The 22,139-nt window shown below is 65.9% G+C and carries 19 protein-coding genes and 1 riboswitch; of the genes, 12 read left to right on the top strand and 7 right to left on the bottom strand.

Annotated elements, in window-relative coordinates:
* Positions 1-67: 67 nt before the first annotated feature.
* Positions 68-949, bottom strand: a complete 882-nt coding sequence (gene asd / locus LQG66_RS32685; protein ID WP_231319913.1) for an archaetidylserine decarboxylase — start codon at positions 947-949, stop codon at positions 68-70.
* 38 nt (positions 950-987) lie between these two features.
* Between asd and LQG66_RS32680 the strand changes: the two genes are divergently transcribed.
* Entirely contained in the window at positions 988-2,652 is a 1,665-nt protein-coding gene (locus LQG66_RS32680) for an aminotransferase class III-fold pyridoxal phosphate-dependent enzyme (protein ID WP_231328045.1), read from the top strand.
* Positions 2,653-3,106: 454 nt separating this feature from the next.
* Here LQG66_RS32680 and LQG66_RS32675 read toward each other — a convergent pair whose 3' ends face one another.
* The 3 genes from LQG66_RS32675 to LQG66_RS32665 all read right to left on the bottom strand — a co-directional run bounded on the left by LQG66_RS32675 (position 3,107) and on the right by LQG66_RS32665 (position 5,683).
* The gene (locus LQG66_RS32675; RefSeq protein WP_231319912.1) at positions 3,107-3,739 is read right to left on the bottom strand and encodes a hypothetical protein; all 633 of its coding nucleotides are present in this window, start codon (positions 3,737-3,739) and stop codon (positions 3,107-3,109) included.
* 147 nt (positions 3,740-3,886) lie between these two features.
* Complete coding sequence (locus tag LQG66_RS32670) at positions 3,887-4,576, bottom strand: class I SAM-dependent methyltransferase (protein ID WP_231319911.1); 690 nt, start codon at positions 4,574-4,576, stop codon at positions 3,887-3,889.
* Positions 4,577-4,627: 51 nt separating this feature from the next.
* The gene (locus tag LQG66_RS32665) at positions 4,628-5,683 is read right to left on the bottom strand and encodes a glycosyltransferase family 4 protein (protein ID WP_231319910.1); all 1,056 of its coding nucleotides are present in this window, start codon (positions 5,681-5,683) and stop codon (positions 4,628-4,630) included.
* 356 nt (positions 5,684-6,039) lie between these two features.
* Here LQG66_RS32665 and LQG66_RS32660 point away from each other — a divergent pair, with 356 nt between their 5' ends.
* The 5 genes from LQG66_RS32660 to LQG66_RS32640 all read left to right on the top strand — a co-directional run bounded on the left by LQG66_RS32660 (position 6,040) and on the right by LQG66_RS32640 (position 12,554).
* A complete protein-coding gene (locus LQG66_RS32660; RefSeq protein WP_231319909.1) occupies positions 6,040-6,735 on the top strand; it encodes a L,D-transpeptidase in 696 nt (231 codons plus the stop codon).
* Between the two features lie 250 nt (positions 6,736-6,985).
* On the top strand, positions 6,986-8,623 hold the full coding sequence (locus LQG66_RS32655) for a DUF4403 family protein (protein WP_231319908.1): 1,638 nt from the start codon (positions 6,986-6,988) through the stop codon (positions 8,621-8,623).
* A 101-nt stretch (positions 8,624-8,724) separates the two neighbouring features.
* Positions 8,725-9,942 (top strand): ABC transporter substrate-binding protein, encoded by a 1,218-nt coding sequence (locus LQG66_RS32650; protein ID WP_231319907.1) that lies wholly within the window; start codon positions 8,725-8,727, stop codon positions 9,940-9,942.
* Between the two features lie 428 nt (positions 9,943-10,370).
* Positions 10,371-11,111 carry a response regulator gene (locus LQG66_RS32645; protein WP_231328044.1) on the top strand — a complete coding sequence of 247 codons (741 nt, stop codon included), beginning with the start codon at positions 10,371-10,373 and terminating at the stop codon, positions 11,109-11,111.
* A gap of 24 nt (positions 11,112-11,135) precedes the next feature.
* Entirely contained in the window at positions 11,136-12,554 is a 1,419-nt protein-coding gene (locus LQG66_RS32640) for an ATP-binding protein (RefSeq protein ID WP_231319906.1), read from the top strand.
* Positions 12,555-12,622: 68 nt separating this feature from the next.
* Here the strand turns inward: LQG66_RS32640 and LQG66_RS32635 are convergent, their stop codons facing one another.
* From LQG66_RS32635 to LQG66_RS32625, 3 genes are all read right to left on the bottom strand, one after another.
* Positions 12,623-13,156: a PRC-barrel domain-containing protein gene (locus tag LQG66_RS32635; RefSeq protein ID WP_231319905.1), complete on the bottom strand. Its 534-nt coding sequence runs from the start codon at positions 13,154-13,156 to the stop codon at positions 12,623-12,625.
* A 754-nt stretch (positions 13,157-13,910) separates the two neighbouring features.
* Positions 13,911-14,171, bottom strand: coding sequence for a hypothetical protein (locus tag LQG66_RS32630; RefSeq protein WP_231319904.1), 261 nt, complete (start codon positions 14,169-14,171; stop codon positions 13,911-13,913).
* Positions 14,172-14,373: 202 nt separating this feature from the next.
* The gene (locus tag LQG66_RS32625) at positions 14,374-15,861 is read right to left on the bottom strand and encodes a hypothetical protein (protein ID WP_231319903.1); all 1,488 of its coding nucleotides are present in this window, start codon (positions 15,859-15,861) and stop codon (positions 14,374-14,376) included.
* 213 nt (positions 15,862-16,074) lie between these two features.
* Here LQG66_RS32625 and LQG66_RS32620 point away from each other — a divergent pair, with 213 nt between their 5' ends.
* The 6 genes from LQG66_RS32620 (at position 16,075) to thiC (ending at position 22,057) form a co-directional block, all read left to right on the top strand.
* Positions 16,075-16,902: a lytic transglycosylase domain-containing protein gene (locus LQG66_RS32620; protein ID WP_231319902.1), complete on the top strand. Its 828-nt coding sequence runs from the start codon at positions 16,075-16,077 to the stop codon at positions 16,900-16,902.
* Between the two features lie 79 nt (positions 16,903-16,981).
* Positions 16,982-17,092, top strand: a riboswitch (TPP riboswitch).
* Complete coding sequence (locus LQG66_RS32615) at positions 17,080-18,096, top strand: FAD-dependent oxidoreductase (protein ID WP_231319901.1); 1,017 nt, start codon at positions 17,080-17,082, stop codon at positions 18,094-18,096. (Overlaps the previous riboswitch by 13 nt.)
* The gene (thiS, locus tag LQG66_RS32610; protein WP_231319900.1) at positions 18,087-18,284 is read left to right on the top strand and encodes a sulfur carrier protein ThiS; all 198 of its coding nucleotides are present in this window, start codon (positions 18,087-18,089) and stop codon (positions 18,282-18,284) included. The genes LQG66_RS32615 and thiS overlap by 10 nt, the downstream gene beginning before the upstream one ends.
* 349 nt (positions 18,285-18,633) lie before the next feature.
* Positions 18,634-19,416, top strand: a complete 783-nt coding sequence (locus LQG66_RS32605) for a thiazole synthase (protein ID WP_231319899.1) — start codon at positions 18,634-18,636, stop codon at positions 19,414-19,416.
* Positions 19,403-20,011, top strand: coding sequence for a thiamine phosphate synthase (locus LQG66_RS32600; RefSeq protein WP_231319898.1), 609 nt, complete (start codon positions 19,403-19,405; stop codon positions 20,009-20,011). The genes LQG66_RS32605 and LQG66_RS32600 overlap by 14 nt, the downstream gene beginning before the upstream one ends.
* A gap of 147 nt (positions 20,012-20,158) precedes the next feature.
* Positions 20,159-22,057: a phosphomethylpyrimidine synthase ThiC gene (gene thiC / locus LQG66_RS32595; RefSeq protein WP_231319897.1), complete on the top strand. Its 1,899-nt coding sequence runs from the start codon at positions 20,159-20,161 to the stop codon at positions 22,055-22,057.
* The last annotated feature ends 82 nt before the right edge of the window (positions 22,058-22,139 follow it).

Genomic DNA, 22,139 nt, shown 5'->3' with positions numbered 1-22,139 from the left:
TTCGCCAGTTGAACGCACCGATATAGGCATTCGCAACGACGAAATCGAGATTCCGCCGGGACGCGCCCTACATTCCGTCCGCGGCGACGCGCCTGCGCCACAGTGGCAGGCCGGCGCGGATTCGCGCGCCCTCCGCGACGCTGGGGCAGAAGGCGAAGTCGCCGGGCGCGAGCAGGATGATGGTCGAGCCGTGCTCGAACCAGCCGAGCTCGTCGCCCTTGCGCACATTGTTGTTACAGACGTAGGCGAGCGGCCGCTCGGTCTGCGCGTTCAATACGCGGTCGAGCGCGTGCAGGCGGATGCTCGCCACCAGGATCGCCGCGACCGGCACGATCGTGAACGGCTCGCCGGATGACAGATGCGTCCGGATCACGGCGCGCTCGTTCTTGCAGAACAGCCGCTCGACGCGCTTCAGCGCGATCGGGTTGACGTTCCAGGTGTCGCCATGGATCAGGCTGACATGCTCGAGCGTCATGTCCGCCGGCGCATGGAAGCGGTGATACATGCTCGAGGTCAGCCGCAACGTGATGAAGCAGCCGTTGCGATGGGTCTCGGCGACGGCGGGATCGGCGACCAGATCGCGCAGCGAATAAGGCGCGCCCTTGATCTGATAGAGCTCGCCGTCCTTGATCACGCCGTGGGCGCCGATGATGCCGTCCGACGGGCTGGTCACGATGTCAGGATCGGGATCGAACGGCCGCAGGCCCGGCTTGAGCTCGCGCGTGAAACAGGCGTGCAGGCTCTTGAAGCGGGTCTCGCTGGCCTCGGAGAGGTCGAGGTCCGAGAACAGCTTCCACAGCGCGATCGAGGCGTCCGCGACCAGCGGGTTCTCGATCTTGGAGAACCAGCCCATGAAGCGGGTCAGCGCGGCGCGCGGCACGCGGTTGGTGAGCAGGAAGTTGAGGTCTTCCTGTTGGGTGAAGGAGGCGATCAGGCTTTTGACTGTCATGAATCTGTCAGCAGGAGGGATTAGCGCTTGTGGACATGATGGAAACCTCGATTCCTTATGTAACGCTCGCCGTTGGCGCCGCCGTGACGGCAGCCGTCGCCCCGAAGGTCAAGGCCCGCATCGAACTGTCGCGCGCCAAGCACCGCTCGCTCGCGGGCCATTCCAAGATGTCGCGCCGGATCTCCAAGCTGATCCCACGCTACGAGTTCGAGATCGACGAGTTCTTCCGCTCCGACGGCGCGCCGCAGGACGTCGCGACCAGGCGGCAGGACGGCTTCTTCCGGCTCGGTGGACTGTTCCAGGAGAAGTTCGCCAAGAGCCGCGCGCTGACCGCGGAAGCCGCGAGCCGTATCTCCGACCTGCAGTTCACGCAGAGCTATCGCGTGCCGTTCCAGTACAGCCGCCTCGTCAAGGAGCAGCTCGGCGCCGGCTCGTTCATGCAGGCCTCGTCGGGCGTGACCCTGACCGATCTCGACGGCAACCGGTTCTACGACCTCACCGGCTCCTACGGCGTCAACATCTTCGGCACCGATTTCTACAAGGAGTGCATCGCGGCAGGAGAACGGCGCGCAAGTGCGCTCGGCCCGGTGCTCGGCCTCTACCACCCCGTGGTGGCCGACAACGTCAAGCGCCTGACCGAGCTGTCCGGCATGGACGAGGTCTCGTTCCACATGTCCGGCACCGAAGCGGTGATGCAGGCGGTGCGGCTCGCCCGCTACCACACCGGCAAGAGCCATCTGGTGCGCTTCGCCGGCGCCTATCACGGCTGGTGGGGCGACGTGCAGCCCGGCGTCGGCAACCCGATCGCCCCGCACGAGACCTACACGCTGGCCGAGATGTCCGAGCGCACCTTGCACGTCCTGCGCACGCGGCGCGACATCGCCTGCGTGCTGGTCAACCCGCTGCAGGCGCTGCATCCGAACGGTAATGCGCCCGGCGATTCCGCGCTGGTCGATTCCTCGCGCAAGGGTGGCTACGATCGCGCGGCCTACACCGCGTGGCTGAAGCAGCTGCGCGAGGTCTGCAGCGAGCGCGGCCTCGTGCTGCTGTTCGACGAGGTGTTCCTCGGCTTCCGGCTCGCGCCGGGCGGCGCCCAGGAGTACTTTGGCGTCAAGGCCGACATGGTGACCTACGGCAAGAGCCTCGGCGGCGGCCTGCCGATCGGCGTGGTCTGCGGCAAGGCGGAATTCATGCGCCGCTTCCGCGACGACCGGCCGGCCGACGTCTGCTTCGCCCGCGGCACCTTCAACTCGCATCCCTACGTGATGACGGCGATGGACGAATTCCTGAGCCGGCTCGAGAGTCCGAATTTCACAGCGATCTATGACGGCGTCGACGAGACCTGGAACGGCCGCGCCGGCGAACTCAACGCCATGCTGACCGAGCGCGACCTGCCGGTACGCGTGTCCAATCTGCAGTCGATCTGGATGGTCGAGTACACCGTGCCCTCGCGCTACAACTGGATGCTGCAGTACTACCTGCGCGCCGAGGGACTGGCGCTGAGCTGGGTCGGCACCGGCCGCTTCATCTTCAGCCTCAACTACACCGATGCCGATTTCGTCGAGGTGACCAAGCGCTTCGTCACGGCCGCTGACAAGATGAAGCAGGACGGCTGGTGGTGGAACGACGGCACGCTGACCAACAAGGCGATCAAGCGCCAGATCCTGAAAGAGATGCTTCGCACCAAGTTCGGGCGCGCATGAGGTGACCACCTCCCCCGCTCGCGGGGGAGGTCGGCGGGCTCGCAGAGCCCGACGGGTGGGGGTCATGGCAGCGCGGAGCGTCACCGCCACAAGCGGAGCAAGCCGCCCCCCTCCCCGGCCCTCCCCCACAAGCGCAGGGCTATCGCATATGAAGATCTGAGTCGTTTCGCTACGCTGCCTCCACGTCGTCATGCCCGGGCTCCGTCCCGGGCATCCACGTCCTTCCCAGGATGCCGAACGACGTGGATGGCCGGGACGGAGCCCGGCCATGACGGTGTGGAGGGAGCCGAACTCAAAGTTGGATCGTCATATGCAATAGCCCTGCCCACAAGCGGGAGAGCGAGCGCACGGCCGCTGCGGCAATCGCCTGCGTTTGACATCGACGAGTTCCCCGCAAACACCGATGCCCGGGACCAGCCCGGGCATCGCACAAAGTCTGACTTTATCGTCCGGCTCAGGCGTGCTGTTCCTCGAGGCTCTCGCCCATCAGGTGCAGGCCGGGATCGATCAGCTCGCCGCGGAGCAGCGCGAGCGGCGCCGCGCGGTACTGCATGAAGTCGTTGAACGGGTCGGTGAGGATCTTGGTCATCCAGACGAGGCCGGTCTCGACGTCGCGGATGAAGAACAGCTGCACGGTCCGGAACACGAGTCCGCCGATGCCGATCACGAGCCACAGCTTGGCGGTCTCGCGGACGAAATCCATCACGGACGTCCACGGCGTCAGCAGACCGAAGACGGTCGGCTGCAGATAGAGCACGACGGGCGCCGCGGCCCAGATCGACATCAGCACGACCTTGCGCTGCAGGTTGTAGCCGACCTTGATCTCTTCCTTGTGCTCATGCGTCGCATGGTTGACGTGATCGTAGCCCTTCGGCTCGAAGAAGAAGTGCCCGGCCTGGCGCGAGGTCATCGAGACCAGCCAGCCGATCAGCGCCGAGATCAGCGGATCGAACACCATCATCGCATAGGCGATCATGAAGCTGAGCGCGCTGACGAAATGGAGGCTCTGGTTGATGCGGCTGTGGTGATAGTAGCGGTGGTCGTCCCAGCGCTGGATACGCAGCTGCTCCAGGAAATGTTTCATCATGGTTGCTCCGAGGAATGGGTTGCAAGGCGTGTACAGGGACTAGATGTAGATCGTGTGACATCATCAAGATGTCACACGATCGGACGCGAAACATTGGAAACTACGGGGAAGGCCGCAGCAGCGGCAGGGAGGGCGGCAGCCGCGGCTTCAAGCCGCGGCTGCACGCTCCAGCTTGCGGAACCGGACCAGCGAGAAATGTCCCAGCGGCGGGATCAGCCGGCGCTCGGCGAGCTGCATCGTATGCGCGCCCGCGAGCCAGCGCAGATAGCGCGACCAGCCGAACTCGGCGGTGCGGAAGCCGAGCCGGCGCACCACCGGCTGCAGCGCCTGCTCGATGACGCGGCGCAGGCCGTCGTCGGCGCTGACGCGGGTCAGGATGATCAGCTCGCCGCCGGGGCGCAGCACGCGGGCGAACTCGTCGAGCGCGACCTCCGGGTTCGGCACGGCGGTGACGACATATTGCGCCATCACGACATCGAACGAATCGTCGGGGAATTCGAGATTCTCGGCGTCCATCACCGCAAGGCCCTCGACGTTCTTCAGCCGCTGGTCGGCGACGCGCCGCATCGCCTTGCCGAGCATCGCTTCGGAGATGTCGGTGCCGAACACCCGGACGTGCGGCGCATAGAGCGGCAGCGAGATGCCGGTGCCGACGCCGACCTCGAGCACGCGCCCACCGAGCTTGTTGGTGGCGCTGATCGCGGCCTGACGGCCCTTCTCGAACACGCCGCCAAACACCAGGTCGTAGATCGGGGCCCAGCGGTCATACGCCTGCTCGACCTGCTCGCGGTCGAAATCGAGCTCCCGCGCACCGTCGAGCTTCATGGTTTCTGCCATCGTTACATCTCACTTTGCTTTGGAATTGATGTGGTGACGCGAAGTCAGCCGTCAGCCGCGCACCGCGCTCCGACCGGCCAGCACCGGCGTGGGACGCATGACACGAGACGGCTGCAGCACGGCGAGGTTGCCGATAAACTGGCGCGCGCTGTTCTCCCAGGAGCGGTCGAGCGCGAACGTCCGGCAGGTCTCGCGCGACATCGTCAGCGCCTTGAGGCACGCCGCGCGCAGATCCCAGTCGATCGCGCCGATCGGATGATCGGCGATGACGTCGAGCGGCCCGGTGACCGGAAACGCCGCGACGGGCGTGCCGCAGGCGAGCGACTCCAGCTGCACCACGCCGAAGGTGTCGGTCAGGCTCGGAAACACGAAGACGTCGGCCGCGGCCATGTGCGCGGTCAGGTCCCTGCCCGTCTTCTCGCCGAGAAAATGCGCAGCCGGAAAGCGGCGCTCCAGCTCGGCCTTCTGCGGACCATTGCCGACCACGACCTTCGAACCCGGCAGATCGAGCGACAGAAACGCTTCGAGGTTCTTCTCGACCGCCACGCGGCCGACCGTCATGAACACCGGGCGCGGCAGATCCAGCGCAGCCGGCTCGTCCGGATTGAACAGCTGGGTGTCGACGCCACGGGTCCAGAAGCCGAGCCGCTTGAAGCCGCGGCGACCAAGCTCCTGCTTCAACGAATTGGTCGCGACCATGGTCATCGCCGCCGCATCGTGGAAGCGGCGCATCACCCAGTAGCCGACCGCATCGGGAATGCCGGTGCGCACCGAGACATATTCCGGAAAGCGCGTCGTGTAGGACGTCGTGAACGGAAGGCCATGGCGCAGGCAGTAGCGCCGCACCGCCCAGCCGATCGTGCCTTCGGTCGCGATGTGGATCGCATCGGGCGCCGCCGCCTCGATGCGGCGCGCGATCTCGGAGCCGTTGGTGATCGCGAGCCGCAGGCCCGGATAGGTCGGCACCGCGAACGACGGGAAGCCTTCCGGCGTGAGGAAGGTGATCTCGGCGCCGAGCGTAGACGCAGCTCGGGCCAGCGAGGTGAGCGTGCGCACCACGCCGTTGACCTGCGGGTGCCAGGCGTCAGTTGCGATTAAGATCCGCATAAGGCGATCCGGAAAGTTGAAGCGATTCTGAACGCCTGCAAATTCCGACATTGATATTTCAGGCGTGTGACGTCATCGAACTGTCGAAGGCTCTTTTTGTCCCTCGCCGCCGTTTTCCCCGCGATCTGTCGCCGTCCGGCGCGTGGAGTGTCGTGAAACCGTCATGAAACAAACGGTTAAGCCGACGAAACCGTTTTGCCTGCAGCGCGCAAACGCAACGAAACTTTTCTCCCTTATGAGTTGCAGCATCAGGCGCGGGTCGAAGCGCCAAAGACAATGATGACAGGCGACTGATTTCAAGCTCGCTGGCCGAAACAACGGCAGCGGCAGACGAGCGATCAAGCAAGGGGACGTCCATGTTCACGTCAGGCCGAGTCCGTTCACGCTCCAATATTGTCCTCGGCGCGCTGGTTGTCAGCGCGGTCATGGCTGCAACGCCGACACAGGCGGCTTCCCCGGCGCCGCTGCCCTTCCCGTTCCTGCTACCGCCGATCGCAACCTATGAGCCGCCGGCATCGGCGCCGCAGATGATCAATCCGCGCGAGGACGAGGCGAGCGCCTATGAGTTGCCCGCGCGCCTGCGCCGCCAGGTCGTGAGCTACGCGACCCGCGAAGCGCCCGGCACGGTCGTGATCGACACACCCAACAAGTATTTGTACTACGTGCTCGGCAGCGGCCAGGCGATGCGCTACGGCATCGGCGTCGGCCGCGACGGCTTCACCTGGTCGGGCACGCAGTCGGTCACCAAGAAGGCCGAGTGGCCGGACTGGACGCCGCCGCCGGAGATGATCGCGCGGCAGCCCTATCTGCCGCGCCACATGGCCGGCGGCCCCGGCAATCCGCTCGGCGCCCGCGCGATGTATCTCGGCGGCACCGTCTATCGCATTCACGGCACCAACGCGCCCGAGACGATCGGCACGCATGTGTCGTCGGGCTGCATCCGCCTGACCAATCAGGACGTGATCGACCTCTATTCCCGCGTCAACGTCGGCGCCAAGGTGATCGTGCTGCCGATGGAGCGCCGCGCCGATCTCGGCCGCGTGACGCGCTGACCGGCGCATCGCTGCCACCCCTGCTCCTTCCCGTTCCTCCCTAACTTGACCGCCGCGGCCACCAGTCCGGCGGTCACTTCTTTGCGCGCGTTCGGCTGTTCACCATCACGGCCGATTGAAGGCCGGCGGTTGAGCCGGCCGCCCTGGCGCGCCACCGTCCGGCCCTGTAAACTCGGCAATCTTGTATTAACCGCGATCGCCGCTGCCGGAGTGAGCCGGCATCGCGGCAGCTGGAGTCCGTGGACCCGACATGAAGCTTCCGACGCCGCGACCAGACTGGCAGAGCAAGCCGCATCCGCTCGCTCCGAAATCGCAGCGACCACCGCGGCCGTCACCGCTCCGGCTCCGGATGATCCTGATCGGCGCCACCGGATTGGCAGCCCTCGTCCTCGTCGGCGTCATTGCCGCGGAACTGTTTCTCTTCACCGGCAAGACGCCGGCGCCGCCGCTCGCTCAGTTGACCCCGCTGCCCCCGGCGACGCGCAATTCGATCATCATGGCGCCGGTCTCGATCTCGCTCGGCGCGATCCGCGACGCTGCTGAAAAGGCCACGCCGCGCAACTTCTCCGGCAAGGCCGACAATCCGGCCGCGCAAGTGCTGCAGAACGCCGACATCGGCTGGACCGTCTCGCGCGGCGCCATCGCCGCGACCGGCGCGCAGGACACGCTGTCGCTGGCGACGCCGATCTCGGGCCGGCTGAACGTCACCGGCTCGCTGTCGGCGAAGGCGACCGGCGCCCTCGGCGACGCCATCGGCGGCCTGCTCGGATCGGATGCCGCCAAGCAGATCGGCGGCATCAACATCAAGAACCTGAACGCCACGGCCGACATCAAGGGCAACATCGTCATCGCGATGCGGCCCCGTCTGGCGGCATCCTGGTATCTCGAGCCGAACTTTGCCGCCCAGGTCAACCTCGGCGACACCGCGTTGACGGTGGCCGGGGCCCGGGTCAACGTGCCCGCGCAGATGAAGCCCGTCATCGACAAGACGGTCGGCGACCAGTTGAACGCGCTGAGCGACAGGCTTCGCAAGGACCCCACCCTGAGGCGCAACGCGCAGGCGCAATGGGCCCGCGCCTGCCGCTCGGTGCCGCTGCAGGGCACCGCCCCGGGGCTGCCGGCCGTGTGGCTCGAGATGAAGCCGACCCGAGCGCTGGCGGCGCAGCCTGTGATCGACGCCAATACAGCGACGGTGACGGTCGGCATCGAGGCGGAGACCCGGGTCACGCCGGCAGAGACCAAGCCGGAATGCCCCTTCCCCGAGAAGATCACGATCGTCCCGCCCACCGCGGGCGGCATCAGCGTCGCGGTTCCGATCGATATCCCCTTCACCGAGCTCAACAAGCTCGTCGACTCGCAGCTCGCAGGGCGGACCTTCCCGGAGGATGGCTCCGGCCCGGTCGCGGTCACCGTCAAGCATGCCACCGTCGTCCCCTCGGGCAACCGGCTGCTGATCTCGCTGCAGGTCAAAGGCAAGGAGAAGGAAAGCTTCTTCGGCCTCGGCGCCGAGGCGACCGTGCACATCTGGGGACGCCCCGTGGTCGACCAGGCGCAGCAGATTTTACGCCTTGCCGATCTGCAGCTCGCGGTCGAATCGGACGCGGCCTTCGGCCTGCTCGGCGCCGCTGCCCGCGCCGCGGTGCCGCATCTGCAGCGCGCACTGCTGGAGCGGTCGGTGATCGACCTCAAGCCGTTCTCCGACAATGTGCGCGAGAAGATCGCCGCCGCGATCGCCGAGCTGCAGAAGAACGAGAACGGCATCCGCGTCGATACCGACGTCAACAACCTGACCCTGACCGACATCGCCTTCGACGCCAGCGTGCTGCGCGTGATCGCCTCGGCCGAGGGCACCATGACGGTCAGGGTCAACACGCTGCCGGGCCTGTAATCCGCCGCTGTGCAACCGTCCCATGCGCCGTCCCGCTTTGCAGGATGCGCAAGGGTGGATAGAACTGCCCACACCAACGACAACAATCTCGGGTGAGAAACATGAGACCTTCGGCGCAAGCCCTCGCTGCAGCAATTGCGCTCGCGGCCATCGGCGGAACCGCTCAGGCGCAGACGATTTCCGATGACGTCGTCAAGATCGGCGTGCTGACCGACATGTCCAGCCTCTATGCGGATGCCACCGGAAAGGGCTCGCTGGTGGCCGTGCAGATGGCGGTCGAGGATTACGGCGGCAAAGTCAAGGACAAGAAGGTCGAGGTGGTCTCGGCCGACCACCAGAACAAGCCCGACGTCGGGGTCAACATCGCGCGCAACTGGTACGACAACGAGAAGGTCGATGCGATCTTCGACGTGCCGACCTCATCGGTGGCGCTGCCGATTTCGGCGCTGACGCGCGAGAAGAACAGGATCCACATCAATTCCGGAGGCGGCTCCTCGGACATCACCGGCGCGCAATGCTCGCCCAACACGGTGCACTGGACCTACGACACCTACGCGCTGTCCAACGTCGCCGGCAAGGCGATGGTGAAGCGCGGCGAAGACACCTGGTTCTTCATCACGGCGGACTACGCGTTCGGCCAGGCGTTGCAGCGCGACGCCGCCAATGTCGTGAAGGAGAGCGGCGGCAAGGTACTCGGCGAGGTGCGCCACCCGCTGAACTCCTCGGACTTCTCGTCCTTCGTGCTGCAGGCGCAGGCCTCGAAAGCCAAGGTCGTCGGCCTCGCCAATGCGGGCGGCGACACCCAGAACGCGCTCAAGCAGGCCGCCGAATTCGGCCTCGCCCAGAGCGGCCAGAAGATGATCGCGCTGCTGATGGAGATCACCGACGTGCATTCGCTCGGCATCAAGTCGACCTCCGGCCTGACCGTCACCGACGCGTTCTATTGGGACATGAACGACGAGACCCGCGCCTTCTCCAAGCGCTTCAACGAGAAGGTCGGGCACATGCCCACCATGATCCAGGCCGGGCTCTACTCCGCGACCATGCATTACCTGAAGGCGATCGAGGCCATCGGCACCGACGAGGCCCCCAAGGTGATGGAGCAGATGCGCGCGACACCGGTCAACGACTTCTTCGCCAAGAACGGCAAGATCCGGATCGACGGCCGCATGGTGCACGACATGTATCTGTTCGAGGTCAAGAAGCCCGAGGAATCGAAAGGCGATTGGGACCTCTACAAGCTGATCGCCACCGTGCCGGGCGACGAGGCCTTCCGTCCGCTCGACAAGGGCGGCTGCCCGCTGGTCAAGTCGAACTGAGCCTCGGCGCGCTTTCATTTGCCGCAGCAAGACTGCCCGATACAGTGCCCTCTCCCCTTGCGGGAGAGGGCATCGCCAGCCCATCCGCTTGCTCGCTCCGGTGAGGGGTATCTCTCCGCGGACCACGCTCGTGGAGAGATACCCCTCACCCAAGCGAGTATGCCGCTCGGTCCTTCATGCCCTCTCCCGCAAGGGGAGAGGGCGCACTCACGACCAGTGTCGTGCGACAAAACCGGTAGTGCCTAGGTAGTCTGGTGTAGGCGAAGCCGAGGTCGCCTCTCCCTCCGTCCGCGTCAGGCTTGACGCGCCCACACGAAAGCCGCAACACGTGCCTAGACGGTTTCCAGGCCTTCCCGGACGTTGCCGGCAGGAAACATTCAGTAACAAAATTCTTCGCAAAACGCCGCGATTCTAGGTCACTTGTCGGTATGGCCCAGACACAACCACACATCCTTGTCGTCGAGGACGACCGCGAAACGCGGACGCTCATCGCGAAATATCTGCGCAACAATGCCTGCAACGTAACCACCGCGACCGATGGCCGCGAGATGACCCGCATCATGGGCGATCACCGCGTCGATCTCCTGATCCTCGACGTGATGCTGCCCGGCGAAGACGGGCTGACGCTGTGCCGCAAGCTGCGTGCGGAATCGCAGGTGCCCATCATCATGCTGACCGCGCGCGGCGAGGACGTCGACCGTATTCTCGGGCTTGAGATGGGCGCCGACGACTATCTGCCGAAGCCGTTCAATCCGCGCGAGCTTCTTGCGCGCATCAATGCGGTGCTACGCCGGCAGGCCGCGGCGATGACCGCCAGCGCAACGGAGGGTGCGTCCGCGCTGTCCTTCCTCGGCTGGAAGATCGATTTCCGGCAGCGCGAATTACGCAATCCCGAAGGCGCGCGCGTCGCGATGACCAGCGCCGAGTTCGATCTGCTGCGCACCTTCTGCGAGCGGCCCGGTCGTGTGCTGTCGCGCGACAGCCTGCTCGACCTCACGCAGGGGCGAAGCGCCGGCTCGTTCGAGCGCTCCATCGACGTCCTGGTGAGCCGCATCCGCCGCAAGATCGAGCCGGATCTGCAGGAGGCCACGATCATCAAGACGGTGCGTTCCGGCGGCTACATGTTCACGCCTGTCGTCGAGGTGGTGACCGGCCCGCAGGGCCATTGACCGGTCGGATCGGGTGGCTGCGTCATGACGTCGTTCGGCTTTCTCAACCTGAAAGGAATCCGCGGCCAGATCACGGCGCTGGTGGCCATTTCCATCGTCGCACTTCATGCCATCATCACCGCGACGTTCCTGATCCATCGTGCCGAGCAGCCGGCGGGCGAGAACGAGGCAGGTCCGTTCCAGCTCGCAACGGTCGTCCACGTCCTCGGACGCGCGGCTTCGGACGACCGGCCGCACCTGATGGCCGACATCGGGCGCGCCTACCCCGAGTTCGACATCAAGCCTCATTCCGGGCCGCTGCCCGCTGAAGCGGAACGGCCTCCTCCGCAGCCGGGTGCCCAGGCGGGTGCCGAAGCCGGGCTCAGCGCGGACGAGCAGGACTTCAGGTCTCGTGGCGCTAACGAGATAGCGCCCCCCGGGCCTGGCGGCTATCGCGGCCTCGGCCCCGGCTATCGGATCCTCATGCCACCGCCGGGATCGGGGGCGCGTCGGATCATTTTCGTGCTGCCTGATGGCGACATAATCTCGGCCAGAGCGCCTGACCGGCCGCACCGGCCGCCGTTCTGGGGCGCCCCCTGGCTGACGACGATCATGTTCGCACTGATCAGCACGACGTTGCTCGGCCTGTGGGCCGCACGCGCGCTGACATCGCCATTGTCGAGCTTTGCAAAGGCGGCCGAGAGCTTCAGCCTCGACGGCGAGGGGCCCGCCCTCCCCGAGCGCGGGCCCGAGGAGATCCGCTCACTGGCGCGCGCCCTCAACCGGATGCACCAGCGCATCACGGCCTTGATCAACGACCGGACCAAGATGCTGGCGGCCATCAGCCACGACCTGCGCACGCCACTCACGCGCATGCGGCTGCGCTGCGAGTTCGTGGAGGACGAACTGCAGCGCAGCCGCATGCTCGCCGACCTCGACCAGATGCATACGATGCTGGGCTCGGTGCTGTCGTTCCTGCGCAACGGCCGCAAGCTCGAGCCGATGACGCTCGTCGACATCGCCAGCATCCTGCAGCTCGTCGCCGATCAGTTCTCCGATGTCGGTCACAACGTCACCTATGTCGGCCCGGCGCATGCGATGACGACCGCGCGGCCCGAAGACCTGATGCGCTCGCTCACAAATCTGGTCGAGAACGCGGTGAAATACGGCACCGAAACCGTGGTCCGGCTGACCCTATCGACGAGGCGGCTGACGATCGACGTCGAGGATAACGGACCGGGCATCGCCGACGCACTCAAGCCCGACATGCTTGAGCCATTCGTGCGAGGTGACCACGCCCGCAACATGGACGAGGCGACCGGCTTCGGACTCGGACTGTCGATTGCGAAGGCGATCGTTCAGGCCCACGGCGGCGAGCTATCTTTGCACGATCGCAAGCCGTGCGGTCTCGTCGCGCGGATCGAGCTGCCCCTGATCCAGAGAAGCCTGCGCCCGGCGGCGTGACGCGCGAACGCGCCCGGTCAAACCGGGCGCGCCGCGATGACATCGATCAGTTGGCGATCAGTCGCGTATTACTCCGAATATTTGAACTCGGGCATGGACTTCAGCTGATCCTTGCTGGCGTTGATCATGGCGTGGTCGGGATACCAGCGGTTCGTCGAGGAGCTCATCGACGACGAGGTGCCCGTCGCAGCACCGGTCGTGGTCGGGGCCGGCGGAGTGGTTGACGAGGTCGTGCCCGTAGCCGGAGCGTTCGAGGCGGTGTTCGACGGCACCGGCTGATCCGAGAACTTGATCTGATCGAACGACACGGCCACGAGGTGCTCGCCCATTCCGAGGAAGCCGCCGACGCCGATCACGATACCCTTGACAGCACCGCTCTTGTCGACCAGCAGATCGTCGATCGAGCCGACATTCTCGTTGTTGTTGTTGTAGACCTTCACGCCAACCAGCTTCGAGCTGCGCCAGTCACCCTTATAGGACGCCGCCGTGGTGTCGGCACGGGTCGTGGTGCTGGTGGTCGTGGTGGTGCTCTCCGCAGCAAACGCCGCGGTCGCGAGCAGCAGGGAACCGGCGAGGCCGGCCGCAACAGTCTTCATCAACATGGGGTGTCTCCTCTCAGTGAATGGTGACGAGAGAACTGCAATGGCCAGTCAGTGTTCCGCAGGAACCTGCGATTTCCGTCTGTTGCGCGACAAGCTGCCCCGGTGCGGTGCGATACTGTTACCGTGTGACAGTTCCGAGTGCGTATGTCCGGTACGGCCATTACAGCCTCAAGCTCAACCGGGAGAGCGCAACCTCACAGAGGAATTGCCGAGCAGGTATTGTCCATTGAGCCATGCGCGCTTAAGCACGACTCCTACGGCTCGCTCAGTGTTCACCTCTCCCCGCTTGCGGCACGGCGATCGCATATGATCGCGATGGGGCGGTCGCGGCGACCAAGCCTACCAATTAGTTACCGCGTCATGCCCGGGCTTGACCCGGGCACCCACGACTTCCTTTCTCGATCAAACAAAGACGTGGATGGCCGGGACAAGCCCGGCCATGACGGCGCGAAGAGAGCTGGACGCAAAACCTAGATCGTCATATGCGATCGCCGTGCCGCTCGCGGGGAGAGGTCGGATTGCATCGCCAGATGCAATCCGGGTGGAGGGGGTACAGGTCTAACCCCTGACACCGATCGCGCGTCTGCCCCTCCAACCCCCTCACGGCGCGAGCGAAGCTCGTCGCGGCCCCGTAAGAACGGGCAGAGGGAGCCTACCGTCACCGCCGCAACAGTTCGCATCGATCTGCGAGAAATCCGTGCTCTCGTCAGCTTATCGGGGGAAGCGGCGGGCTTGTACTACCCCAACGCATCAACTACGCGGCCAGCGCATCGTCGCGATCGATGGGCTCGGCATAGAAAGCGATGGTCTCGAATCGATAGTCGCACATGCGACAGTGCCACAAGTAGGACTTCCGCCGTTCGCCGGCCTCGACCCATGCCGGCAACGCGATCGCCTCGCCGCATTGGGCGCAGGGATTGTTGCGCGGCAGGTCCAGCACGCGAACCGAAGCCTGTACCGTGTCGTCGGCCGTGTCGTTGACGGCAGATAGAATGTCGGTTGCCTTCGAGGCCATGACGCGCTCCCTCTCCGTTCGTTTTTTGAATGAGTCAGGCATGCTGTCGAACTGACAGTTGCGATCATAGCTGCATGGCGACGCGTTTGCACGCGCCGCGTTGTCACGTGCGACACGACGTGCGCAGTCCGAGCGCTTCGAGATAAAAATGAGTGTCACTTGAGGCGCCCCGGGGAGCGGGTGGGCGCTCGGCAACTTTGAGTTAATTGCTGCGAGGATCCAACGCCGGTTCCGTCGTATGGCCGGCACCGGTCTTGCGCAGATGGATCGTGGCGATGTCGTCCGAATAGACCTTCTGCCAGCCGTCGATATGATCGAGCAGCTTGGTGGCCGCGCTCTGCGTCCGCAGCAGTGTCGCCTCGATGTCATAGTCCTTCAGAAGCTGGAACAGATTGTCGGGCTCCATCAGCCCCGACGCGGCGTTGTGGTCGACGAAGAACTTCTCGCCATAGAGCTCGGTGCGGCCGTCGATGAACGGCGCCACACCGGTCGAGATCAGGTAGCCGCCGAAATCATAGTCATTGAGGACGCGCGTCAGGTTGAGCTTCTTGAGCTCGGTCACGGCCGCCACCGGCGTGCCGCGCAGGTTCGGCGCGAAGTTGAGGAGCGACACCGATGCGAGCGTGCCGGCGCCGAGCGCCAGCACGACAGCCGATATCATCAATGCGCGGAAGGTGCCGGCCGCAGGATCCACCGGCTGCGTGCCGATCTGCCGCCCCAGGGGCGCGGCGATCACCAGCGGACCGACCAGCGCGAGGATCTCGGCGGCCCGCGCCTGCGCCAGCGCCATGTGCAGGAGGCCAAGCAGCATCAGGATGCGCACCGGCGGCAGCCTGATGCCGTGGAACAGCGCAAAGCCGATCGCGAGCAGCAGGCAGATCTCGAACGGGCCGAGGCTCTGGAAGTCGGCCGCCTTCCATTCGACGATCAGCGGCAGCGCCTGCCCCAGCGACAGGATCTTCTGCGAGGCGAGCAGCGCGTTCCAGCCATAGGGCGTACAGCAGCTGGCAAGCAGCGCGAGACCGGCGAACATCGCCCAGCGCAGCGCCAGGACGCGGCGTGCCGACGGCTCGGCATTCACCAGCGCATCGAGCGCCGCCGGCGCGATAAAGAACAGGCCGAACACGAAACCGCCGTGCAGATTGGCCCACAATGAGACCAGCAGCACGAGCGCAGGCCGCGGCGCGTCCTTGCGATCGGCGGCATCGATCAGCCCCGCGATCCAGGCCACCAGGACCGGGAAGGCCAGCGCGTGCGGCCGCGCCAGCAGATGCGGCAGGCAAAGCAGGAATGCCGCGACCACGAACACCAGCGTCGTACTGTCGCGCAGGTGCCGGCCGAACAGCCGCGCGAACAGCGCGAAGGCCAGCGCGATCGCAGACGCCGCCAGCACCACCGGTCCGGTCCAGCCAGCCAGCGCATGGGCCCCGGCATAGGCGACCTGGGCAAGCCACTGCGTCGACATCCACGGCGCACCGCGCATCGTGAACGAATAGACGTCGACCTCCGGCACCGCGCGGTGATCGATGATCCATTGCCCCACCGTGATCTGCCACAGCGTGTCGGGATCGTTGAGCAGCCGGTTGCCGGCGATCAGCAGCAGCGCATAGACGCCGGCACCGACCCACAGCGGCAGCAACCCGTGCGCCGGCCGGGCGCTCACTTCGGTGTGGGTGACGGAGAGCGTCATCGCGGCATGGACCTGACTGGAGACCTCGGCCAGCCAATCATGCCCGGTATAATTCGGGGTAAACCGATGCCCTACCCGTGGTCGCACGGCGTCCGTCGCCCCATTTCCGCCATATTATCGCCCGGCGTTTGCACCAATTACGGTGCGTAAACTGTGAACGCATGCCGGGGGGCTGCTTGGCATGCGCGCGTGGTTCCCGGGGGATCCTGACACATGAGACGTCTTGTGCTGACGGCCTGCATCGCAGGCCTTGCGATGACCGGCCACCTGCCGCTCGCCATGGGAGCTGAGGATCCCGGCACGGCATCGGAGAGCGCGGCGGCCAAGACGAAATCCGGCAAATCGGCCGCAAAGCCCGGTCCTGCCCTGAAGCTCGCCCATGTCCATAGTGACACCGTCAAGGAATTCGCCGCCCGCAGCGCCGTCACCAAGGCTGCGCGCGAGGCCGAGGCGATCGAGGCCGTGAGCGGCGCCGACCCCTCGCGGCCCGTGGATGCGAATGCCACCGCGCAGCCGGCGGACATCGAGGCGGCGCCGAGCGATGCGCCCGCCGCCGACACCCACGACGGCGAGCGACGAGCGGCCGAGGCCAAGCCGAAGCACATGAACACCGGCCATCCGCACATCGATGCGCTGGTCGCGGTCCACGCCGCCGCCAACAACATTCCGGAATCGCTGATCCACCGCGTGATCGTGCGCGAGAGCAAATATCAGAAGGACCTCGTCGGCAGCTGCGGCTGCATCGGGCTGATGCAGATCAAGCTCGGCACCGCGCGCGGCCTCGGCTACACCGGCGACGCACAGGGCCTGCACGACCCCAACACCAACCTCACCTATGGCGTGCGCTATCTCGCCGGCGCCTACCGGGCCGCCCACGGCGACCACGATCGCACCGTGCACTATTTCGCCAGGGGGTATTACGAGGAGACCAAGCGGCAGCGGCTCGCCGACGCGCGGCCCGTCGGCCGGGCCGACCGGGCGAACGCCCCGCTCGACATCACGCCGAAGATTGCAACCGGCCGCCACGCGCGGGCGCACTGACGCCAATTGGTTCCCAGGGTCATCGGCATTGTCTTTCCGTGACACTCCGTTGACACCGGGGCATATCGGTCTATTTTAAGAGCGTTCCGAGGGGAGCTCCGAGGGGAGCTGAGATACCGCAGCGATGTGCGGTGACCCTTTGAACCTGATCCGGGTCATGCCGGCGAAGGGACAGGGATGCAGCAGACAACCACGAATCGCGGGGATCGCCCCGTATCCATCATCGGCGCCGGCATTGCCGGGGCCTGGCAGGCCTTGCTGTTCGCGCGGGCCGGCCATGCCGTGACCCTGCACGAGCGCAGCGACGCCGATCTCATTCTCTCCACCAGCCATTGGGCCGGCGGCATGCTGGCGCCCTATTGCGAGAGCGAGGTCGCCGAGCCCGTCATCAGCCGGCTTGGGCTGGCCTCGCTCGAGATCTGGCGCCGCGAGCTGCCGGACACGCCGTTCAACGGCTCGCTGGTGATCGCGCATGCGCGCGACCGCGCCGACTACGATCGGTTCGCACGGCGGACCTCCGACTATCAGCGGCTCGATGCGGCCGCGCTCGCCGCGCTCGAGCCGTCGCTGGAAGGACGTTTCCGCGAGGGCCTGTTCTATCCGGCCGAGGGCCATGTCGAGCCGCGCCGCGTGCTGCCGAAGCTGCATCAGCGCATCATCGAGGCCGGCGGCCGCGTGCTGTTCAACAGCGACGTGAAGGCTTCGGATCTCGACGGCCTCGTGATCGACTGCCGCGGGCTCGAGGCGCGCGACGTCGAGCCCAGCTTGCGCGGCGTCAAGGGCGAGATGATCCTGATCGAGACATCGGAAGTCAGCCTCGCCCGCCCCGTCCGCCTGATGCATCCGCGCTGGCCGCTGTATCTGATCCCCCGCGCCGACAATCTGTTCATGCTGGGCGCGACCTCGCTCGAGGCCGAGGACACCGGCATCAGCTTGCGCTCGGCGCTTGAGCTGTTGGGCGCCGCCTATTCGGTGCATCCGGCGTTCGGCGAGGCCCGCATCCTCGAATTCGGCTCCGGCCTGCGGCCGGCCTATCCCGACAATCTGCCCCGCATCACCGTTGCCGGCGAGCACGAGATCCGCGTCAACGGCCTCTATCGCCACGGCTTCCTGATCGCCCCCAGCCTGGCGCAGGCGACGCTGAACTACGTAGAGCGCGGCCAGATCGACAACGAGGTGATGCGATGCGCGTGACCGTCAATGGCGAGGCCCGCGACATCAGCGCGACCAGCGTCGCCGCGCTGCTGTCGGAGCTCGACTATGAGGGCACGCATTTTGCGATCGCGCTGAACTACGACGTTGTGCCGAAGAGCCGCTGGTCCGAGACCGCGCTGAACGCCGGCGACGAGATCGAGATCATCACCCCCCGGCAGGGAGGGTGATGATGCGGTCGCTGTTGATGGTCATGAGACCCTCGCTCCCACCTCACACTCAGCTGTCGTCCCGGCGCACGCCGGGACCCATAGCCACCGGCTGTTGTAATGAAACGCGGTCTCTCCCGCCGTGCCGCCCCGCGAGATCACGCGGTATGGGTCCCGGCGTTCGCCGGGACGACGATGGGAAACGGCGAGCACGACAAACACAGCTGTCATCGCCCGACTTGATCGGGCGATCCAGTACGCCGCGGCCCATGCGCTTGACCGAACCTTCTCTGGAATACTGGATCCCCGCCTGCGCGGGGATGACAGCTCCATTTGCGGCGAACACCGTCCGCAATGACGGAGACAAATGATGCCCACTTTCTACGACAAGACCTTCACCTCGCGCCTCTTGATCGGCACCGCGCTGTATCCCTCGCCCGCGATCATGCAGGATGCGATCCGCGCCTCCGGCTCCGAGATCGTCACCGTGTCGCTGCGGCGTGAGGCCGCGGGCGGCAAGTCGGGCGACGCGTTCTGGACGCTGATCCGCGAGCTCGGGGCGACGGTGCTGCCGAACACCGCCGGCTGCCGCAGCGTGCGCGAGGCGGTCACCACCGCGAAGCTCGCGCGCGAACTGTTCGGCACCAGCTGGATCAAGCTCGAAGTGATCGCCGACAACGACACCCTGCAGCCGGACGTCGTCGGTCTCGTCGAGGCGGCGACCATCCTGATCAAGGACGGCTTCGAGGTGTTTCCGTATTGTACCGAGGATCTCTCGGTGGCGACGCGCCTGGTCGACGCCGGCTGCAAGGTCGTGATGCCCTGGGCGGCGCCGATCGGCTCAGCCAAAGGCATCATCAACCGCGATGCCTTGAGGCTGCTGCGCGACCGCCTGCCCGACGTCACGCTGGTGGTCGATGCCGGCCTGGGCGCGCCCTCTCACGCGGCCGAAGCGCTGGAGCTCGGCTACGACGCGGTGCTGCTCAACACCGCCGTGGCCAAGGCCGCCGATCCCGTCGCGATGGCGCGCGCCTTCAGGCTCGGCTGCGAGGCCGGCCGCACCGCCTACGAGGCCGGGCTGATGGACGCCCGCGATTTCGCCTCGCCCTCCACCCCTGTCGTTGGGACACCGTTCTGGCATGCCGTATCCTGATCGCTTCTATCCGGTCGTCGACACCCTCGCCTGGGTCGAGCGCCTCACCAAGCTCGGTGTCGGCACGGTGCAGCTGCGCGCCAAGGATCTCAACGACGGCGAGGCGCTGCAGATCGTCACCGACGCGCTTGAAATCACCAAGGGCACGACGACGAAGCTGATCGTCAACGACTACTGGCGCGCGGCGATCGTCGCCGGCGCCCAGCATGTCCATCTCGGCCAGGAGGATCTCGCCGAGGCCGACATCGCCGCGATCAAGGAAGCCGGCCTCACGCTCGGCCTCTCCACCCATGACGATGCCGAGCTGGAAACCGCGCTCGCCGCCAAGCCCGACTATGTTGCGCTCGGCCCGATCTTCCCGACCACGTTGAAGGCGATGCGCTTCGCCCCGCAGGGAATCGCGAAGATCGGTGAATGGAAAAAGCGCGCCGGCCACATTCCGCTGGTCGCGATCGGCGGCATCAAGCTGGAGCAGGCCGCCGAAATCTTTGCCGCCGGCGCCGATTCCATCGCCGTGGTCAGCGACGTCACCCAGAACGCCGACCCCGACGCGCGCGTCCGCGCCTGGCTCGACGCGACCAGGGAGATGGCGTGATGCCCGGCTCTCTCTCCGTCATTGCGAGCGCAGCGAAGCAATCCAGGGATCTGTCTGCGGAAGCAGTCTGGATTGCTTCGTCGCAAGTGCTCCTCGCAATGACGATCCCCATTCACTCCCACAACAACAATTGACGAGGAGGACCCCATGAACATCCGTTCCAATCCCGACACCACGCTGCCCGCCGTCACCACCGGGCCGCTGCCCTCCTCGCGCAAGATCCACGCTGTGCCCGACGCTGCACCCGATCTGCGCGTGCCCTTGCGCGAGATCATCCTCTCCGAAGGTGCCGGCGAGCCCAATCTGCCGGTCTACGACACCTCCGGCCCCTACACCGATCCGACCGTGACGATCGACGTCAACGCCGGCCTGTCGCGCGCCCGCACCGCCTGGGTGCGCGAGCGTGGCGGTGTCGAGGAGTATGTCGGCCGCGACATCAAGCCGGAGGACAACGGCAATGTCGGCGCCGACAAGGCCGCAAAGGCTTTCACCGCGCATCACAAGCCGCTGCGCGGCCTCGACGGCCACAAGATCACCCAGCTCGAATTCGCCCGCGCCGGCATCATCACCAAGGAGATGATCTACGTCGCCGAGCGCGAGAATCTCGGCCGCAAAGTCCAGCTCGAGCGCGCCGAGGCCGCGCTCGCCGACGGCGAAAGTTTTGGCGCCGAGGTCCCCGCCTTCATCACCCCGGAATTCGTCCGCTCGGAGATCGCGCGCGGCCGCGCCATCATCCCCTGCAACATCAACCATGCCGAGCTGGAGCCGATGATCATCGGCCGCAACTTCCTGACCAAGATCAACGCCAATATCGGCAACTCGGCGGTGACCTCGTCGGTCGAGGAGGAAGTCGACAAGATGGTGTGGGCGATCCGCTGGGGCGCCGACACCGTGATGGACCTCTCGACGGGACGGAACATCCACACCACCCGCGAATGGATCCTGCGCAACTCGCCGGTGCCGATCGGCACCGTGCCGATCTACCAGGCGCTGGAGAAGTGCAACGGCGATCCGGTCGCGCTGACCTGGGAGCTCTACCGCGACACCCTGATCGAGCAGTGCGAGCAGGGCGTCGACTACTTCACCATCCATGCCGGCGTGCGCCTCGCCTACATCCACCTCACCGCGAGCCGCGTCACCGGCATCGTGTCGCGCGGCGGCTCGATCATGGCCAAGTGGTGCCTCGCGCATCACAAGGAGAGCTTCCTCTATACGCATTTCGAGGAGATCTGCGACATCATGCGCAAGTATGATGTCTCGTTCTCGCTCGGCGACGGCCTGCGCCCGGGCTCGATCGCGGATGCCAACGACCGCGCGCAATTCGCGGAGCTGGAGACGCTCGGCGAGCTGACCAAGATCGCGTGGGCTAGGGGATGCCAGGTCATGATCGAGGGCCCCGGCCACGTGCCGATGCACAAGATCAAGATCAACATGGACAAACAGCTCAAGGAATGCGGCGAGGCGCCGTTCTACACCTTGGGGCCGCTGACCACCGACATCGCGCCGGGCTACGACCACATCACCTCGGGCATCGGCGCCGCCATGATCGGCTGGTTCGGCTGCGCGATGCTGTGCTACGTGACGCCGAAGGAGCATCTGGGTCTCCCGGATCGCAACGACGTCAAGGTGGGCGTCATCACCTACAAGATCGCCGCGCACGCCTCCGATCTCGCCAAGGGCCACCCCGCCGCCCAGCTGCGCGACGACGCGCTGTCCCGCGCCCGCTTCGACTTCCGCTGGACCGACCAGTTCAACCTCGGCCTCGACCCGGAAACCGCAAAGCACTTCCACGACGAGACGCTGCCGAAGGAAGCCCACAAGGTCGCGCATTTCTGCTCGATGTGCGGCCCAAAGTTCTGCTCGATGAAGATCACCCAGGACGTCCGCGACTACGCCGCGACCTTGAACGATCCGGCGACGGTCGGCATGACCATCTCCGGCACCATCGAGGACGGCATGGCCCAGATGAGCGCCAAGTTCAAGGAGATGGGATCGAGCGTGTATCTCGATGCTGACAAGGTGAAGGAGAGCAACAGGGCGTTGTGAGGCGCCCTGCTCAACTCTCTCCACCGTCATGGCCGGGCTTGACCCGGCCATCCATTAAAGCCGGGCGAAAGCCCGGCTTTTT

It is taken from the genome of Bradyrhizobium ontarionense (assembly GCF_021088345.1).
Taxonomy (GTDB): Bacteria; Pseudomonadota; Alphaproteobacteria; order Rhizobiales; family Xanthobacteraceae; genus Bradyrhizobium; species Bradyrhizobium ontarionense.
The sequence above is the reverse complement of the archived record's forward strand: the minus strand, read 5'-3'. Positions and strand labels throughout refer to the sequence as shown.

Excerpts from the sequence above, each read along its gene's own strand:
- LQG66_RS32615 (WP_231319901.1), top strand. The coding sequence starts at position 17,080 with ATGCAGCAGACAACCACGAATCGCGGGGATCGCCCCGTATCCATCATC.
- LQG66_RS32670 (WP_231319911.1), bottom strand. The coding sequence starts at position 4,576 with ATGGCAGAAACCATGAAGCTCGACGGTGCGCGGGAGCTCGATTTCGAC.
- LQG66_RS32665 (WP_231319910.1), bottom strand. The coding sequence starts at position 5,683 with ATGCGGATCTTAATCGCAACTGACGCCTGGCACCCGCAGGTCAACGGC.
- LQG66_RS32645 (WP_231328044.1), top strand. The coding sequence starts at position 10,371 with ATGGCCCAGACACAACCACACATCCTTGTCGTCGAGGACGACCGCGAA.
- LQG66_RS32600 (WP_231319898.1), top strand. The coding sequence starts at position 19,403 with ATGCCGTATCCTGATCGCTTCTATCCGGTCGTCGACACCCTCGCCTGG.
- LQG66_RS32635 (WP_231319905.1), bottom strand. The coding sequence starts at position 13,156 with ATGTTGATGAAGACTGTTGCGGCCGGCCTCGCCGGTTCCCTGCTGCTC.
- LQG66_RS32605 (WP_231319899.1), top strand. The coding sequence starts at position 18,634 with ATGCCCACTTTCTACGACAAGACCTTCACCTCGCGCCTCTTGATCGGC.
- LQG66_RS32630 (WP_231319904.1), bottom strand. The coding sequence starts at position 14,171 with ATGGCCTCGAAGGCAACCGACATTCTATCTGCCGTCAACGACACGGCC.
- LQG66_RS32660 (WP_231319909.1), top strand. The coding sequence starts at position 6,040 with ATGTTCACGTCAGGCCGAGTCCGTTCACGCTCCAATATTGTCCTCGGC.
- LQG66_RS32680 (WP_231328045.1), top strand. The coding sequence starts at position 988 with ATGGAAACCTCGATTCCTTATGTAACGCTCGCCGTTGGCGCCGCCGTG.
- LQG66_RS32640 (WP_231319906.1), top strand. The coding sequence starts at position 11,136 with ATGACGTCGTTCGGCTTTCTCAACCTGAAAGGAATCCGCGGCCAGATC.
- LQG66_RS32675 (WP_231319912.1), bottom strand. The coding sequence starts at position 3,739 with ATGATGAAACATTTCCTGGAGCAGCTGCGTATCCAGCGCTGGGACGAC.
- LQG66_RS32625 (WP_231319903.1), bottom strand. The coding sequence starts at position 15,861 with ATGACGCTCTCCGTCACCCACACCGAAGTGAGCGCCCGGCCGGCGCAC.
- thiS (WP_231319900.1), top strand. The coding sequence starts at position 18,087 with ATGCGCGTGACCGTCAATGGCGAGGCCCGCGACATCAGCGCGACCAGC.
- LQG66_RS32620 (WP_231319902.1), top strand. The coding sequence starts at position 16,075 with ATGAGACGTCTTGTGCTGACGGCCTGCATCGCAGGCCTTGCGATGACC.
- asd (WP_231319913.1), bottom strand. The coding sequence starts at position 949 with ATGACAGTCAAAAGCCTGATCGCCTCCTTCACCCAACAGGAAGACCTC.
- LQG66_RS32655 (WP_231319908.1), top strand. The coding sequence starts at position 6,986 with ATGAAGCTTCCGACGCCGCGACCAGACTGGCAGAGCAAGCCGCATCCG.
- LQG66_RS32650 (WP_231319907.1), top strand. The coding sequence starts at position 8,725 with ATGAGACCTTCGGCGCAAGCCCTCGCTGCAGCAATTGCGCTCGCGGCC.
- thiC (WP_231319897.1), top strand. The coding sequence starts at position 20,159 with ATGAACATCCGTTCCAATCCCGACACCACGCTGCCCGCCGTCACCACC.